Source organism: Sphingopyxis sp., from assembly GCF_050725615.1.
GTDB lineage: Bacteria > Pseudomonadota > Alphaproteobacteria > Sphingomonadales > Sphingomonadaceae > Sphingopyxis.
In genome coordinates this window covers 1-16,015 of the sequence record NZ_JBOHHU010000037.1, presented here as the reverse complement: position 1 = coordinate 16,015, position 16,015 = coordinate 1, and the positions used below count along the sequence as shown (strand labels likewise).

The window sequence follows — 16,015 nt, the reverse complement described above, 5'->3', positions numbered from 1 at the left end:
CGCTGCGGTCGCCGACGAAGTCGCCGAAGGCGGCCCGGTCGCCGAAGAAGCTCCGGCTGCCGACGCCGGCGAAGAAAAGGCCGAAGGCTAAGCCTTGGCCGACGCGCACCGCCCTGTCACCCTCGCCGCCATTGCCGGCGCGCACGGGGTGCGGGGCGAGGTGCGTCTCAAATTGTTCGGCGAAGGCGCGGACTCGCTCCGCGCCTTTTCCGTTTTCAGCGCGGGCGATCGTTCGCTGACGCTGAAATCGATCCGCCCCGCCAACCAGGGCGCGGTCGCGAGTTTCGCCGAGGTGACCGACCGCAGCGCCGCCGAAGCCTTGCGCGGCACCCTGCTCACCGTCGCACGCTCGGCGCTGCCGCCGCTGGGCGAGGGTGAATATTATCATCACGACCTGCTTGGCCTGCCGTGCGTCTCGACCGACGGCGGCGCGATCGGCACCGTCGTGGCGATCGACAACTTCGGCGCCGGCGACATCCTCGAAATCGAAAAGCCCGCCGAAACCGGCAAGAAGCCGCAGCGCTTCATGGTGCCGATGACCGCGCAGGCGGTGCCCGAATGGGATGCCGATCGCGTGACGGTCAACGCCGCCTTCGTCGAGTAACGACGACCCTTTCCATCTTCGTCACCCCGGACCTGATCCGGGGTCCCGCTATTTCGCCGTTGCATCCGGCAAAAGCGGGGTTGACCCCAAGAGCGGGACCCCGGATCAAGTCCGGGGTGACGGTCGGGAAATGCCGCGCCGTCTATCAGCGGAGGTTGGCATGCGTTTGAAATCAGGTCTCGTTGTCGCCTTGCTCCTCGGGGTCGCTCCGCCCGCCTTCGCGCAGGATGCTCCCCAAAGCCTCGACCAGCTCGCCCCCGACATAGATGCGCTCTTCGCCCGATATCAGGCCGACGCGCATATCCCCGGCATGGTCTATGGCGTCGTCCAGAACGGCAAGCTTGTTTACGTCAAAGGCATCGGGGTGCAGGATCTCGACGCCAAACGCCCGGTCACTCCCGACAGCCTGTTCCGCATCGCCTCGATGACCAAGGCCTTCACCGCGCTCGCGATCCTGAAACTGCGCGACGACGGCAAGCTCCGCCTCGACGACCTTGCCGAGGATCATATCCCCGAGATGAAGGGCTGGACCTATCCGACGCAGGACAGCCCGCGCATCCGGATCAGGGATCTGCTCCAGCATGTCGGCGGCTTCGTCACCGACGATCCGTGGGGCGACCGGCAACAGGTGATGCCGCAGGCCGAATTCACGAAAATGATCGCCGCCGGGGTGCCCTTCAGCCGCGCGCCGCAAAGTAGCCACGAATATTCGAACTTCGGCTATGCGCTGCTCGGCCGCATCGTCGCCAGCGCGTCGGGCATGGCCTATACCGACTATGTCCGGCAGGCGATCCTCACCCCGCTCGGCATGAGCGCGAGCGGCTTCGACGCCCCCCATGCGCCGAAGGACCGCTATGCCCGCGGCTATCGCTGGGAAAATGACGCCTGGACGCCCGAACCCGAAATGGTCGACGGCGCGTTCAACAGCATGGGCGGCTTGCAGGTCAGCGCCAGCGACTATGCCAAATGGGTCGCCTTCCTGCTTTCGGCCTGGCCCGCGCGCGACGATCCCGACACCGGCCCGGTCAAGCGGTCGACGGTACGCGAACTCGCGCAGGGATCGAACTTCACGTCCGTAACCAATCGTATCGGCGCGAGCGGCGCCACCGCGTGCAAGCAGAGCCTCGCCTATGGCATGGGCTGGCGCGTCGCGCAGGATTGCGACCTCGGCCTGACGCTCGCGCATGGCGGCGGTTATCCGGGCTATGGCAGCCATGTGATGCTGATGCCCGACAGCGGCACCGGGGTCTTCGCGCTCGCCAACCGCACCTATGCCGGGCCGTCGGCGCCCGCATGGGACACGGCGGTGGCGATGGACAAGGCCGGGCTGCTCGTCCGCCGCAGCACGCCGGTGTCGCCCGCGCTCGCCGAGATGTTCGCCGCGACGCAGGCGGCCTATGCGGCCGGAAACGTCGAACCGCTGGGCGGTAAGCTCGCGATGAATTTCCTGCTCGACCGCTCGGCCGCCAACTGGAGCGCCGACCTGGCGAAGCTCAAGGATCAGGTCGGCGCCTGCCCGACCGCCGAACCGCTCGCGCCGCTGGGCGCGCTGTCGACCGCCTTCCGCCTCAACTGCGAAAAGGGCAAGCTCGACGGCAATCTGCTGCTCGCGCCGACCCATCCGGTGACGATCCAGGCATGGCGCCTGCGCGTGGCGCCCAATTAGGCGGCTTCGATGAACACCACCCGGTCGCGCCCGCTTTCCTTGGCGGCGTAGAGGTTGATGTCGGCCGACTTCATCGCGGCGCCGAAACTCGTCTCGCGCGCGATATGGACCAGCCCCATCGATGCGGTCACCGGCCGTTTCAGCGTCGGCACCATCTGCGCGATATAGGCGCCGACGCGCTGGCGCAGCCGCTCGGCCTCGCCCGCGACCGCGCTCGCCTCGCAGCGGAACAGCAAGGCGAACTCTTCGCCGCCGATCCGCGCCGCCATTGCGCTCCCCGACCCCAGCGCCACCCCGGCGGCAAAGATCACCCGGTCGCCGACGTCATGGCCGTGGCGGTCGTTGATCGTCTTGAAATGGTCGAGGTCGACGATCGCGATCGCGACGGGCGTCTCCTGTCCATAGCTCTCCTCGATCGCGCGGCGGTTGGGCAGGCCGGTCAGCGGGTCGGTGTGCGCGATGACGCGCATCGCTTCGGCCTGGGCCTGGGCCTCCTGCCGCTCGCTGCGCAGCCGCACCAGCCGGTCGAGGATGCCGAAGGCGGTCAGCATCACCTCCAGCCCCAGTGCCGGAAACAGCAGGAACAGGAAGGATTCGAACGGCGCCTTCAGCACGATGTCGTGGAACAGGCTGACGCCATAGACGCCGCCGATGCCGCTCCACGCCGCCGCCTGGTACCGCGCGGTGCGGCTGCCGCGCAGCAGCGCGATCGCCACTGTCGCAACGCCGAGCGCCAGCATCGACACCAGCAGCAGGTTGCGCAGGGCGAAATACAGCGCGGGTGGATCGGCCATCACCGTCACCGGCGTCGTCAGCAGGATCAGGAAGGGCGGCCAGCCGAGCAGCGGATAGAGCCGCTTCGGGATCGTTCCGGGTTCCAGATAGGCACGCAGGAACGGCCCCGACACCGCGACGCCCAGATCGAAGAACATCGTGATCCACACCTGCCGGGCAAAGCTGTCGGGGGTGAAAAAGCCTCCCATCGCCAGCGGCGAGAGCCCGATCGCGAGCGCGAAATAGGCAAAGGCGCGAACGCTCTGCCAGATCAGGAAGCGCTCGCGGAGCAGCGCATGGAAAGCGGCATTATAGGCGAGCGAGAACAGCAGCAGCCCCAGGAAAATCCCGGTCAGCACCCCGTCCCAGGTCATCACCGTCGCGTCGGCGAACGAGGATTGCGCGTGCGCGGGCGCCGCGGTGCTCAACAGCACCGCGCCAACCCCCAACGCTCGCGCCCATCGCGCCATCATGTTCCCCCGGTCCAAGTGGCGGGAAACCTAGGCTCCAAGCGGCTGATTTTTGGTTAACGCAAAGGGGTGATTATACGAAAATCGCGGGAGAAAGCCGCTTGCCTTCGCCGTCCGGCCTGCGACACAGGGGCATGTCCCGACGGCCATCCCCGATCGCCCCCGCCCCGCGCTCGGCGCGCGTGGTTTCGGGCGCGCAGGCGGGGACGGGCGATACGGGAATGACCGGCGGCATGTCCTGATGGCGGGACTGCTGATGCTGGTCATACTGTCGATCATTCCCGCCGGCGGCGCCGGATTGGGGTGGTTGCTGTTCCATCGCCGGTCGCCGGCGCTGGCATGGCTCGCGGGTCTGCTGCTCGGCGTCGGCCCGCTCAGCTGGTTCGGCTGGACTATCTATCGTCATGAGGGCGGGAATGGCGATCCCGACCCGCTGGCTTTTTTCCAGATGGCGACGGGATTGGCAGTGGCGGCGACGCTGCTGACGCTGTTCGCTCTCCACCTCGCCGCCCGCCGCGCCGAATAGGCGGCGTTTCAGCCGAGCCCGATGCGCGTGCGCAGGCTCGAATCGCGATCGTCGCGGCGCCGGCGCAGCCGGGCGATGGCTCCTGCGATCCGGGCGAGGCCGCGATCGACATCGGCGCTGAAGCGCGGATGCGCATCGTTCCAGTTCCGCATCCAGAGTTCGTCCTGCATCGTCTGTCTCCTTGGTTTCGATGCAGCCCAAATGCGCCTCGCCATGCGGCGGCGCCAACAAAAGCATTGCTTCATATCATAAGGTCACCTTATATGATGCGATGCCTCGCCTTCCTCCCCTTACGGCCATCCGAACCTTTGAATCGGCCGGTCGTCTGCAAAATTTCTCGCGTGCGGCCGAGGAGTTGGGGATGACGCAGGCCGCCGTCAGCTATCAAATACGCCAATTGGAGGACCGGCTGGGCCGCGCGCTGTTCGTGCGCGAAAAGGGGCGGGTGCGGCTGTCGGAGACCGGCCAGCGCCTGCTCCCCGCGATCAGCAATGCCTTTGCCGCGATGGGCGATGCCTTCGCCGCGCTGGGCAGCGACGAGAGCGATGTCCTGTCGATCAGCGCTGCGACGACCTTCGGCGGGACCTGGCTCAGCGCGCGCATCGGTCGCTTCCAGATCGACTATCCCGATCTCGCGGTGCGGGTGGCGATGGGCAACCAGCTGGTCGATTTCGACGCGTCGAGCATCGATGTCGCGATCCGCATCGGGCGGGGCGGCTGGCCCGGGCTGCGCAGCGACTTCCTGCTCCATCAATATGTCGCGCCGATCTGTTCCCCCGCCTTCCTCGCCGAAAATCGCATTGCCGAACCCGCTGACCTGCTGCGCGTCCAGCGACTCGCGCCCAACGACACCTGGTGGGCCGACTGGTTCGCGGCGGCCGGCGTGACCACGCCGCCGCTGCGCTCGGATCGCGGCATCGAACTCGACACCCAGTTGCAGGAGGCGAGCGCGGTGCAGGCGGGGTTCGGCGTCGCGCTGATGACCCCGCTGTTCTGGCACGCCGACCTCGCGAGCGGTCGCCTCGTCCAGCCTTTCCCGACCATCCACGAAACCGGCCTCGGCATCTGGCTCGTCCACCGCGAGAACCGCGTCGGCGTGCGCAAGATCGAACGCTTCCGCGAATGGCTGCACGCCGAACTGCAGAAGGATCGTCATCTGGTGCCCGAGGCCTTGTGGGCGCCGCTGGCTTGACCTTGATCGGCCATGTATATACATTATGTATATACGGAGCCCGGCCATGACCAGAGAATATCGTGCCAAAATCTTCAAATCGGGCAATTCGCTCGCCCTGCGTCTGCCCAAGGCGCTCGGGTTGGAGGAGGGGACCGAGATGATCGTCCGCGAGGAGCGTGGTGAATTCCGCTTCGAGGCCGCCGACAAGCCCAAGGCCAAAATCGACGTCAGTGGCTTTGCGGGCAAGGCGCCGGGGCTTACGCTGGCGCCACGCGAGGATTTTGACGAGCGCCCGAGCACGATTGCCGCCGGCGAGGCGCTGGAAGCGGCGAAAGCGGCAAAGAAAGAGTGATCCGCTATCTGATCGACGCCAATTCCGCCGTTTACGCCATGGACGTCGGACATGAAGTGCTGACGGCACGGATTGCGGATTGCGCGCCCGGCGAAATTGGGATGTCGGTCATCAGCTATGCCGAAATAGCCTATGGCACTTATGTCGGCAAACCTCCGCCACCCGACATACTCGAGGCTTTTGTCGCAGCCATCCCGCTTGTTCCTTTCGACGAAGCGGCAGCGCGCGAATATAGTCGGCTGCCATTCAAGCGTGCGCGCTTCGATCGCCTGCTCGCCGCGCATGCGCTAAGCCTTGGCGTGACGATCATCACCAACAACGAAGCCGATTTCGCCGATGTGCCGGACCTCAAGGTCGAGAATTGGACGCTTTGATGCAAAATCGATACGCTGGAGACATTGGCGATTATCTGAAGTTTGCGCTGCTCCGGCGTGTTCCGAAACAGCGCAAGTTTGCGGTCTGCTGGTGGCTGCATCCCGACGAGGAGCATAATGGCGACGGGCGGCACGTCGGATATCTCGAACAGCCGGATCGATGGCAGACGATAGACGCTGAATTGCACGACGGCCTTTCGCGGCTGGTCCGTACGGGCCTCCGGTCCGTCCATCAGATCGAGAAAGCGGGGCTTTCAGGCGCGGCCCATTTCCATTCCGATCCGGTGCCGACGGGAAAGCCGAGGTTTACCGAACGGACCCGGTGGTTCGACGGGCTGCAACATGGCGTCGAAGGAATGGAGGTGCTGTTCCTTGATCCCGACAACGGCATAGACCTGCACCCCGATGCATCGCGTCGCCATTCGGGCAAGCATGTTACCTTGGATGAGATCGCCGCTTTGGCGCGACATGGTGCGCGATCCCTTATCATCTATCATCACCAGACCCGGGCGAAAGGCGGACATGCTGCGGAAATCCAGCGCATCATCTGTGCGCTCGAAGCGCTCGGTGTCGGCAGGGTCACGGCGATCAGGGCACGTCCCTATTCTCCGCGCGTTTTTTTCATTCTTGGCCGACACGACGATGTGCACGAGGCGCTGACTGGCTTCGCCGCCCAGTTTCCCGACATATATGAAACTCACGCCGCCCAGCCTGGCGAAAAAACCGCCGGGCCAAACCGTGAAAGGCTCGGCTTCAGCGCTGTCCCCCTGACCCTCTACCCCGACATGTTCCCCGGTCCGCTGGGGCACAGCATGGCGGGCCGCGCGCTCGAGGCCGGGGTGTGGTCGTGCGCGCCGGTGCAGATCCGCGACTTTGCGACCGACCGGCATCGCACCGTCGATGACACTCCGGCGGGCGGCGGCGCGGGCATGGTGCTGAAGGCCGATATATTGGCGGCGGCGCTCGACCATGCGGTCGCGGCGAACCCCGGCCTGCCGATCCTCGCCATGACCCCGCGCGGGGCGCCGGTGACGCAGGCGCGCGTTCGCGATCTGGCGGCTGGCCCGGGGGCGATCATCCTCTGCGGGCGGTTCGAGGGCTTCGATGAGCGGATCTTCGACGCCCGCCCGATCGAACAGGTGTCGATGGGCGACATCATATTGTCGGGCGGCGAGATGGGGGCGCTGTTGCTGCTCGATGCGTGCATCCGGCTGATCCCGGGCGTGATGGGCGCGCCGTCGAGCGGCGACGATGAATCCTTCGAAAACGGCCTGCTCGAATATCCGCATTATACGCGGCCGGTCGAATGGGAGGGGCGCATGATCCCCGATGTCCTGCGGTCGGGCGACCATGCAAAGATCGCGGCCTGGCGCCGGCAGCGCGCCGCCGAGGATACCCGCGAGCGCCGCCCCGACCTGTGGGAACGTTACGACTTGGCGCGCGGCGGCGAGGGGCGATAACGCAGCAACACCCACGGCACATGCGCCGGGTCGAACAGCAACCGGCTTTTCTGGTGGGTGAAGGGCGGCATATGATCGCCGACGATCAGGATATGGGTCGGCGGGAAGCTGGGGTCCGCGGTCATTTTGGCGAGCGCCTCGGCGGTGCCGTCCCAGATCGAAAACAGCCGGCAGACCTGCGGATAATCGCCGTCGAGCGCGGGCCCGAGTTGCCGGCAATTTTCGGTGCGCAATTCCTGGTTGGCGACGACCGGCAGGTGCGAATTGAGCGTCAGCCAATAAGTGAACTGCGGCTGTTTCGCCTGCGCCAGTTCCTTGCCGATGAAGCGCGGCACGTCGCGGTCGCACGCCCCGGGAAAGACATTGGGGCAATGATGTGCGCCCTGCGCTTCCAGTTCGGGGCCAAAGGTCATGCGCTGAAATCCGATCAGCGGGTACCAGCGGTCGCGATCGAAAAATTTGGGGGAAAAGGAGTGGATGGCGTGCGTCTGATAGCCGCGCTTCGCCAGCCTGGCGGGCAGGCAGGTCGGCTGCGGCGTGGTGATAGTCTTGAAATCGTCCCACCGCTGACACAGTTCGCGGATTTCGCCCTTGGTGGTGGAGTTGTAAAAGACGGTGTCGCCGTGGCTGATGTCGAAATGCTTGGCGAATTCGGGGCGGTTCCAGATGTCGTCGAGGCGCGCGCGCAAATGCGGCTCGCGCGGCAGCCCCATGGCTTCGACGACGACGACCAGGACATTGGTCTTGCCGTCGGCCAGCGCGGCAACGTCGGTCTGGAGGCTCGCCGAACTGAACGGGGCGTCGGCGGGCGCGCTGCGCGAATAGGATGTGGCATTTTCCTTGGCGAGCCCGAAATCGGCGAATCCCGCCGTAACGGTCAGCGCGAAGGCGCCGACGACCCAATGCAGCCCCTGGAAATCGCCGCGGATCCGCAGCCGCCAGGCCGCCAGCCCGATCGTCGCCACCAGCAACGCCGCGCCGATCATATATTCGGGTGACACGGCGGGCGAGATGTCGAGCACCAGCGCCGCGACCGACACGATCATCGTGATGCTCATGTTGAACATCGCGGCGATGAAATCGGTCACCAGCCAGACCAGCAGCGCCACGAAGATCGTCAGCCGCAGCGCATAATTCATTCGCCGCACCAGCAGGCCGACGATGCCGCACACCCAGATCTCGAACGCGCGCATCGGCCCGCCCATCAGCGTGATCGGCAAAAAGGGCAGGTTGGGCAGCAGGATCCAGCAGATCGCCCAGTTGCAGAAGGCGGCGAAATCGGCCTTGCGGACCGACGACGCGCTGGGCTGCCAACCCGGATGGATCGCGGCGGCGTTGGACATGCTGGTCTCCTCGCCGCCGCTATGGGCCTTCATGGTTAATGATGATTTAAATCGGCGGGGGGTAACGCGATGGCGCCGGCAGGGGTGCAGGCCCTTGCATCCGGCGGCGTTCCGGCTTAAGGGCCCCGACTTCGAGCGGTACCGGCGAATCATCAGGGTTCGTCCGCGCCATCCGCTTCATCCCCGACCGGTCATCCGCGAAGGGCGCACGATCCCCGAAGTGCTGCGATCGGGGGGTCATGCGATACACACGGTTATGCAGGCCGGACCTTTGGGAGCGTCATGTCGATGCTCGGGACCGACCTGCCTCTGGCGCGCGGCGACAGAAGAAGGACTAGAGGCATGAACCTCATCCAGACGATCGAAGCCGAAGAAATTGCCAAGGCTGGCAAGACCGTTCCGACCTTCCGCCCCGGCGACACGCTGAAAGTCGGCGTCAAGGTCGTCGAAGGCGAACGCACCCGCGTTCAGAATTTCGAAGGCGTGTGCATCGCGCGCTCGAACAAGGGCATGGGCTCCAACTTCACCGTGCGCAAAATGTCGTTCGGCGAAGGTGTCGAGCGCGTGTTCCCGCTCTATTCGCCCAACATCGACAGCATTACGGTCATCCGCAAGGGTGCCGTGCGTCGTGCGAAGCTCTATTATCTTCGTGGCCGCACTGGTAAATCGGCGCGTATTGCGGAGCGCCGCGACTACCGGCCGGAAGCCAGCGAGGGCTAAGGGAGGCTTTCCCAACCCCAAGCTGAAACAGCTTTTCAAAACGACCGGTTCCGCACAGGCAGAACCGGTCGTTTTTCATTTGGGCACAGCGAATTTGATGCAGCAGTCCGCGTCCTTTCAGCCGTCACGGCGCGCCGTCCTCGGCGCGGGGCTGTGCGTTGGCGCGTTCGGCCTCGCGGGCGGGGCGCTGGCGGCGACCATAGCCGAGCGGCTTGTGGCGGCCGCCCGCAAGCAGGTCGGCGTCACCCTCGCCTATGACCCCGCCTACACCGTCCTCGCCTTTCCGAACGGCGACGTGCCGCGCGCGAAGGGGGTGTGTACCGACGTCCTGATCCGCGCCTATCGCGACGCGCTGGGCGTCGACCTCCAGGCCCTTGTAAACGCCGACATGCGCACCGATTTTGGGGCCTATCCGAAAAACTGGGGGCTGCGCCGGCCCGACCGCAACATCGACCATCGCCGCGTGCCCAATCTCGCAACCTATTGGACGCGCCAGCGGGCGCGGCTTGCCGTTTCGGCCGATCCCGCCGACTGGCGGCCGGGCGATATTTTCACGTCGATGACCGGCGGGCGCTTTCCGCACACCGGCATCGTCTCCGACCGAACTAGCGCAGCGGGCCGCCCGCTGATCATCCACAATATCGGACGCGGCGCCCGCGAAGAGGACGCCTTGTTCGACCACCCGCTGACTGGCCATTTCCGCTGGAAAGTCTGAGTTTCAAACGAATTTCTGCACCGAGGAGTGAATAGATGGGTTATCGTATCGTTGTCGCCGGCGCGACGGGCAATGTCGGGCGCGAAGTGCTCGCCATCCTCGCCGAACGCGAATTTCCCTATGACGAGATCGCGGCGGTCGCCTCGTCGCGCAGCCAGGGCGACGAGATCGAGATCGGCGACACCGGCAAGACCGTGAAATGCCAGAATATCGAGAATTTCGACTGGGCCGGCTGGGACATGGCGATCTTCGCGATCGGCAGCGACGCGACCGCGATTCACGCGCCCAAGGCTGCGGCCGCGGGCTGCGTCGTGATCGACAATAGCTCGCTCTACCGCATGGACCCCGACGTGCCGCTGATCGTGCCCGAGGTGAACCCCGAGGCGATCGACGGCTATACCAGGCGCAACATCATCGCGAACCCCAACTGCTCGACCGCGCAGATGGTCGTCGCGCTGAAGCCGCTGCACGATGCCGCCACGATCAAGCGCGTCGTCGTCTCGACCTATCAGTCGGTGTCGGGCGCGGGCAAGGCGGGCATGGACGAGCTGTGGAACCAGACGCGCCAGATCTTCGTCGGCGACGAAAAGGATGTGCAGAAGTTCACCAAGCAGATCGCCTTCAACGTCATCCCGCACATCGACAAATTCCTCGACGACGGCTCGACCAAGGAGGAATGGAAGATGGTCGTCGAGACCAAGAAGATCCTCGATCCCAAGATCAAGGTCACCGCGACCTGCGTCCGCGTTCCCGTCTTCGTCGGCCATAGCGAAGCGATCAACATCGAGATGGAGGACGAGCTGTCGGCCGAGGATGCACAGCGCATCCTGCGCGAGGCCCCCGGCGTCGTGCTCCACGACAAGCGCGAGGACGGCGGCTACATCACCCCCGTCGAATGCGTCGGCGACTTCGCGACCTTCGTCAGCCGCGTGCGTGAGGACCCGACGGTCGAGAATGGCCTCAACCTCTGGTGCGTGTCGGATAACCTGCGCAAGGGCGCCGCACTCAATGCGGTGCAGATCGCCGAACTGCTCGGCCGCCGCCACCTCAAGAAGGGCTGAGACCTCAAGATCCCTCCCCATCGCAAGTCGATGGGGAGGATATCTTGGCGCGATGCCGACATTGTGGCTATGCCGTCGGCATGACCAGATCCACCCCCACCACCTTCACCCACGCCATCACGCGCACGCCCGCCCCCTCGGCGGTCCACGGCATCCGCGCCGACGGCGGCCCCGATCCCGACTTCCCCGCGCTCGCCGCCGAGCATGACGCCTATGTCGCGACGCTCCGCGCTCTCGGTCTCGATGTCACCGTCCTTCCCCCGCTGAACGACTTCCCCGACGCGCTGTTCGTCGAGGACGTCGCGCTGACCTTTCCCGAGGGCGCGATCCTGCTCCGCCCCGGCGCCGCGACCCGCGCCGGCGAGGTCGCGTTCATCGGCGACGCGCTCGCCGCGCACCACGACCGCCGGTTCGCGATGACGGGCCCCGGCCATGTCGACGGCGGCGACGTCCTTCGCCTCGCCGACCGCGTCATCATCGGCCTCTCGGCGCGCACCGACCGCACCGGTGCCGAGGAGCTTGCGGCGCTGCTTGCCGACCTGGGCTACAAGGCGGAAATCGCCGACACCCCGCCCGGCGTCCTCCATTTCAAGACCGGCTGCTCGCTGATCGACGCCGGCACCATCCTCACCGTCCCCGCGCTCGCCGACTGCCCGCAATTCGCCGGGCTCGAAATCGTCGTGACGCCCTCCGGCGAAGAGGACGCGGCGAACCTGCTGCGCATCAACGAGACGATCCTCGTCGGCGATCGCTGGACCGCGACCCACGCGCTGCTCGCCGCGCGCGGCCATGTCGTCCGCCCGCTCCCGACAACCCAGATCGCGCGCATCGATGCCGGGCTCAGCTGCATGTCGCTGCGCTGGTGACCTCGCATCCAGATCCCAATTTCCATTCGTCCCGAGCGAAGTCGAGGGACGCGAGGCCCGGCTCCAGCCTGTCTCGACTTCGCTCGACACGAACGGACAGGGGGAGTCGATGATCGCCGCCCTCCCGCGCGCGCAGAAACAGCTGCTCGCCCTCCTCGCCGCGCTGCTGTTCGCCGCCCAGATCGCGCAGCCCTATCCCGACATCGCGCTGCTCCAGCATATCCCGACGCTGGTCTTCCTCGTCGCCAGTCCCTGGCTGCTCCGCCGCTGGCCGCTCTCGGCCGCGTCGCTCGCGTGCATCGTGGCGTTCCTCGCCCTCCACACGCTCGGCGGCCGCTATGCCTATAGCAATGTCCCCTATGACGACTGGGCCAGCGCGCTGACCGGCACCACGCTCTCCGACGCGATGGGCTGGACCCGCAACCATTATGACCGCCTCGTCCATTTCGCCTTCGGGGCGCTGTCGGTGGTCCCCGTCGCCGAAATATCGCGCCGCTGGGGCGGCCTCACTCCGCGCGGCGCGGCACTGACGGTCCTTGCCTGGGTGCTCGCCATTTCGTGCCTCTACGAAATGTTCGAATGGCTGCTCACCATCGTCGCGGCGGGCGAAACCGCCGACCGCTATAATGGGCAGCAAGGCGATATCTGGGACGCGCAAAAGGATATGGCGCTCGCCACTATCGGTGCGATATTGGTGCTTCCCGTCGTCCGCAGGAGCTGAGCATGCGCAAGATCACCACCCTCGTCCTGGTCGGCCTGCTCGCCGCGTGCAAACCCGCCGCCGATAAGGCGCCGACGGAGGCCGAACCCGCCGCGCCGCCGATGCCCGAGGCCAGGGCCGACGGCCCCGCCGCCGCGACCACCGCGATCAGTCTCGACGGCGAAGGTCTGCGCTTCATCGACAAGAGCAGCGGCAAGGCCAGCCTGCTCGCCTTCGGCGTCCCGCGCGCGCAGGCCGAGGAGGCGCTGGGGCGCGTCGCCGGCACCCTCGACGACCGCAGCAGCAACGAGGAATGCGGCGCGGGTGCGATGGACTTCACCCGCTTCGATGCGATGACGCTCAACTTTCAGGGCGGCAAGTTCGTCGGCTGGTTCCTCGGCAACGAACCCGGCGCCGACCAATATTCCGCCATGTCGGGCATCGCGATCGGCACCACCCGTGCCAAGGCGGCCGAATCGGTGACGCTGGTGATGATGGAGGACAGCACGCTGGGCGAGGAATTCAGCCTCGGTGCGGGCGACAAGGTCATCGGCGGCATGTTCGCCGCCCCCGGCGACGCGGCGAAGATCGACGCGCTGTTCGCGGGGGTGAACTGCTTTTTCCGGTGATCCAGAAACCTAAAATAGATGTCGAATAAAACCAGCGATATCATCAGCAAGGGTAAGTGCTAAGCCAGCTGCTGCGCCCCACCCGATCGTCTGAATGCTCGTTTTAATAGCTTCATCTACGATTAAATCCAACTTGCGCCCGATCCACCGCATTATAGCGGCTCCGAACCTGCGGAAAATTGACTCCGCCTGCGTCAGCTTAATTTCGTCTGGCGCGGGTTGTTCGACTTCTTGCCGGGTCGTCGCGATTGCCTCGTCGAGTTCACCTCGGATTTCATCGCCAATAGAGGCCGGATCAATCTCGTCTGGCGGATGGTTGTGTCCAATGGCCGCAGGCGCCGAATCCAGTTCGGCCAATTGAGCTTCTAACTTATCAAGCCTGGCTATTATCTCGGCGGCGATGTTTTCTCGAACCGTTTCGGGTGAGTTGTCTAAGCGGCCGGTGTCGTTCTCGGGATGATCGTAAAAGTCACCTGAGGCTGTGGGCGCCCATTCAAACGTGCCGGACGCCTGAATCTGCTCGACTGCCGCCTCAATCCACTCTTGCTCATACTCTGAGGAAAATTGATCACCCAGCATCTCAGTCGCGTCGAAGGGACCGCCCCAAATATACTGGTATGAGCCATCTTCAGAGTCGTACGGCGTCTCATTCTGTGGGTCTTCGAAATTCTCCCCGAACCACCCAACCATGTCTTCGATTGCAGATTCGCGCTTTTGAAGTTCTTCTTCTTGTTCGGCTTGCTGTCGATACTCATCATCGGCTCGCCATGCTTCCTCTTCTTCAGCGTCGAAGGCAGCGCGACGTTTTTGCTTATCTTCATCTTCGTCGGACATTGCCCTTTATGCGTCGAAAAGCCGATCAAACAAGTCTGAATTTATTGAGTGTGCTCGACATTTGTTGGCGAATCTAGGATTAATGCCCCATATCCGCGACCGACGCTTTCGCCGCCCCGGGCTTTGGCGGGCGTAGCAGCAGCACCAGCGGGATCGACGCCAGCGTCACCCACATCATCAGCCAGAAATCGTCGATATAGGCGACCATCGCCGCCTGCCGGTTGATCTCGGCATTGACCATCGCCATCGCGGTGTCGCCCGCGATCCCGAAGCGGTCGGCGGTCGACGCGTCGAGCAGGCTCACCGAAGAATTGGTGACATGGCTGACCAGATCCTCGTGGCTGCGCTGGATATTGGCGCCGAGCAAGGTCGTGACGGTCGAGATGCCGACCGACGCGCCAAGGCTGCGCAGCAGGTTCAGGATGCTCGACCCGTCGGTGCGATATTGCGGCGGGATCGTCGCAAAGGCCATGGTGTTCAGCGGAATGAAGATCAACCCCATGCCCAGCCCCTGCACGATGCCGCTGATGATGACCGGCTGCATCCCCATTTCCAGCGACCAGTGGCTCATCTGCCACAGCGACAGCGCGGCGATCAGCAAGCCGCTGCCCACCATCCAGCGCGCGTCGATCTTGCCCAGCGCCTGACCGGCGAACCACATGCTGATCAGGATGCCGATGCCGCGCACCGCCAGCACGACGCCGGTGTCGATCACCGGCCAGCCGAACAGATTCTGCAGCATCGGCGGCAGCAATGCCATCGACGCGAACATCACGACGCCGATCACGATCATAAAGCCCATCGCGGTGACGAGGTTGCGGTCGGCGAGCATCTGGCGGTTGAACAAGGGCGCGCGCGCCGTGACCATATGGACGATGAACATCCACAGGCACGCGATCGCGACGCCGCATTCGATCCAGATTTCGATGCTGTCGAACCAGTCCTGGTGCGCGCCGCGGTCGAGCATCAGCTGCAGCGACGCGAGGCCCAGCGCGAGCATCGAGAAACCGAACAGGTCGAATTTGCGGTCGGCCTTGCGCGTCGCGGGCAGCAACGCCCACATCATCGCGAGGGTCAGCAGCCCGACCGGCAAATTGACGTAAAAGACCCAGCGCCAATTGACGCTTTCGGTCAGCCAGCCGCCGAGCACCGGGCCCAGGATCGGCCCGACCATGATTCCCATGCCCCAGATCGACATCGCGCGCGCCTGTTTGTCGGGCGGGTTGATGTCGAGCATCACCGATTGCGACAGCGGCCCGATGAAGGCGGCGCTGATCCCCTGCAGGAAGCGGAACACGACCATTTGTTCGAGCGATTGCGCCGCGCCGCACGCCATCGAGGTGACGATGAACCCCGCGATCGCGGCGAGGAACAATTCGCGCCGGCCGATGCGGTCGGCGAGCCAGCCGGTGATCGGCATCGCGATCGCGGATGCGAGGATATAGCTCGTCAGCACCCAGGTCACCGTCTCGCTCGTCGCGCCCAGCGCCGACTGCATATGCGGGATCGCGACATTGGCGATGGTGGTGTCGAGAATCTGCATGATCGACGCGCCCATCACCGCGACCATCAACAACCCGCGATAGCGCACGCGCTCGTGCAGCGGCACGCTGTCGTCGGCGGGCAGCGCGGCGGCCGGCGAGCGGCGAGGGAGGGAACGACTGGCCATCAGCGAGCAGCCTCAAAATCCTCCCCATCGACTTGCGATGGGGAGGGGGACCGCCGCGAAGCGGTGGTGGAGGGGCCG

At 65.2% G+C, this 16,015-nt stretch carries 19 protein-coding genes; 13 read left to right on the top strand and 6 right to left on the bottom strand.

All coding sequences use genetic code 11. The features are described from left to right. The first annotated feature begins 94 nt into the window (after window positions 1-94). Complete coding sequence (gene rimM / locus ACREB7_RS10570) at window positions 95-604, top strand: ribosome maturation factor RimM (RefSeq protein ID WP_431592234.1); 510 nt, start codon at window positions 95-97, stop codon at window positions 602-604. A gap of 160 nt (window positions 605-764) precedes the next feature. Continuing rightward, window positions 765-2,270: a serine hydrolase domain-containing protein gene (locus ACREB7_RS10565; protein ID WP_431592233.1), complete on the top strand. Its 1,506-nt coding sequence runs from the start codon at window positions 765-767 to the stop codon at window positions 2,268-2,270. On the opposite strand, the gene ACREB7_RS10560 is transcribed toward ACREB7_RS10565, so the two are convergent. Continuing rightward, a complete protein-coding gene (locus ACREB7_RS10560) occupies window positions 2,267-3,478 on the bottom strand; it encodes a diguanylate cyclase (protein WP_431592232.1) in 1,212 nt (403 codons plus the stop codon). The two genes, ACREB7_RS10565 and ACREB7_RS10560, sit on opposite strands and share 4 nt — an antisense overlap. Window positions 3,479-3,755: 277 nt before the next feature. Here ACREB7_RS10560 and ACREB7_RS10555 point away from each other — a divergent pair, with 277 nt between their 5' ends. After that, entirely contained in the window at window positions 3,756-4,040 is a 285-nt protein-coding gene (locus ACREB7_RS10555) for a hypothetical protein (RefSeq protein WP_431592231.1), read from the top strand. Window positions 4,041-4,048: 8 nt separating this feature from the next. Here ACREB7_RS10555 and ACREB7_RS10550 read toward each other — a convergent pair whose 3' ends face one another. Next, window positions 4,049-4,210: a hypothetical protein gene (locus ACREB7_RS10550; protein WP_431592230.1), complete on the bottom strand. Its 162-nt coding sequence runs from the start codon at window positions 4,208-4,210 to the stop codon at window positions 4,049-4,051. A 101-nt stretch (window positions 4,211-4,311) separates the two neighbouring features. Between ACREB7_RS10550 and ACREB7_RS10545 the strand changes: the two genes are divergently transcribed. From ACREB7_RS10545 to ACREB7_RS10535, 3 genes are read left to right on the top strand one after another with little or no spacing between them, the layout of a single operon-like run. Beyond that, window positions 4,312-5,232: a LysR substrate-binding domain-containing protein gene (locus tag ACREB7_RS10545; protein ID WP_431592229.1), complete on the top strand. Its 921-nt coding sequence runs from the start codon at window positions 4,312-4,314 to the stop codon at window positions 5,230-5,232. A 46-nt stretch (window positions 5,233-5,278) separates the two neighbouring features. Continuing rightward, a complete protein-coding gene (locus tag ACREB7_RS10540; protein ID WP_431592228.1) occupies window positions 5,279-5,566 on the top strand; it encodes an AbrB/MazE/SpoVT family DNA-binding domain-containing protein in 288 nt (95 codons plus the stop codon). After that, window positions 5,563-5,940 (top strand): type II toxin-antitoxin system VapC family toxin, encoded by a 378-nt coding sequence (locus tag ACREB7_RS10535; protein ID WP_431592227.1) that lies wholly within the window; start codon window positions 5,563-5,565, stop codon window positions 5,938-5,940. Before ACREB7_RS10540 ends, ACREB7_RS10535 begins: the two co-directional genes overlap by 4 nt. A gap of 254 nt (window positions 5,941-6,194) precedes the next feature. Here ACREB7_RS10535 and ACREB7_RS10530 read toward each other — a convergent pair whose 3' ends face one another. After that, the gene (locus ACREB7_RS10530; RefSeq protein ID WP_431592251.1) at window positions 6,195-6,641 is read right to left on the bottom strand and encodes a hypothetical protein; all 447 of its coding nucleotides are present in this window, start codon (window positions 6,639-6,641) and stop codon (window positions 6,195-6,197) included. Between the two features lie 66 nt (window positions 6,642-6,707). On the opposite strand from ACREB7_RS10530, the gene trmD reads away from it, so the two are divergent. Next, complete coding sequence (gene trmD / locus ACREB7_RS10525) at window positions 6,708-7,400, top strand: tRNA (guanosine(37)-N1)-methyltransferase TrmD (RefSeq protein ID WP_431592249.1); 693 nt, start codon at window positions 6,708-6,710, stop codon at window positions 7,398-7,400. Here the strand turns inward: trmD and ACREB7_RS10520 are convergent. Further along, window positions 7,367-8,743 carry a sulfatase-like hydrolase/transferase gene (locus ACREB7_RS10520; RefSeq protein ID WP_431592226.1) on the bottom strand — a complete coding sequence of 459 codons (1,377 nt, stop codon included), beginning with the start codon at window positions 8,741-8,743 and terminating at the stop codon, window positions 7,367-7,369. The genes trmD and ACREB7_RS10520 overlap by 34 nt on opposite strands. Window positions 8,744-9,085: 342 nt before the next feature. Here ACREB7_RS10520 and rplS point away from each other — a divergent pair, with 342 nt between their 5' ends. From rplS to ACREB7_RS10490, 6 genes are all read left to right on the top strand, one after another. Then, window positions 9,086-9,463: a 50S ribosomal protein L19 gene (rplS, locus tag ACREB7_RS10515; protein ID WP_431592225.1), complete on the top strand. Its 378-nt coding sequence runs from the start codon at window positions 9,086-9,088 to the stop codon at window positions 9,461-9,463. A 97-nt stretch (window positions 9,464-9,560) separates the two neighbouring features. Further along, window positions 9,561-10,178: a DUF1287 domain-containing protein gene (locus ACREB7_RS10510; protein ID WP_431592224.1), complete on the top strand. Its 618-nt coding sequence runs from the start codon at window positions 9,561-9,563 to the stop codon at window positions 10,176-10,178. Window positions 10,179-10,213: 35 nt separating this feature from the next. Then, window positions 10,214-11,239, top strand: a complete 1,026-nt coding sequence (locus tag ACREB7_RS10505) for an aspartate-semialdehyde dehydrogenase (protein ID WP_431592223.1) — start codon at window positions 10,214-10,216, stop codon at window positions 11,237-11,239. 80 nt (window positions 11,240-11,319) lie between these two features. Beyond that, window positions 11,320-12,105: a dimethylarginine dimethylaminohydrolase family protein gene (locus tag ACREB7_RS10500; protein ID WP_431592222.1), complete on the top strand. Its 786-nt coding sequence runs from the start codon at window positions 11,320-11,322 to the stop codon at window positions 12,103-12,105. 109 nt (window positions 12,106-12,214) lie between these two features. Then, window positions 12,215-12,826, top strand: coding sequence for a DUF2238 domain-containing protein (locus ACREB7_RS10495; RefSeq protein ID WP_431592221.1), 612 nt, complete (start codon window positions 12,215-12,217; stop codon window positions 12,824-12,826). A 2-nt stretch (window positions 12,827-12,828) separates the two neighbouring features. After that, a complete protein-coding gene (locus ACREB7_RS10490; RefSeq protein ID WP_431592220.1) occupies window positions 12,829-13,434 on the top strand; it encodes a hypothetical protein in 606 nt (201 codons plus the stop codon). Between the two features lie 9 nt (window positions 13,435-13,443). Here ACREB7_RS10490 and ACREB7_RS10485 read toward each other — a convergent pair whose 3' ends face one another. After that, window positions 13,444-14,268, bottom strand: a complete 825-nt coding sequence (locus ACREB7_RS10485) for a hypothetical protein (RefSeq protein ID WP_431592219.1) — start codon at window positions 14,266-14,268, stop codon at window positions 13,444-13,446. Between the two features lie 79 nt (window positions 14,269-14,347). Further along, window positions 14,348-15,937 (bottom strand): DHA2 family efflux MFS transporter permease subunit, encoded by a 1,590-nt coding sequence (locus tag ACREB7_RS10480; RefSeq protein WP_431592218.1) that lies wholly within the window; start codon window positions 15,935-15,937, stop codon window positions 14,348-14,350. Window positions 15,938-16,015 lie beyond the last annotated feature (78 nt).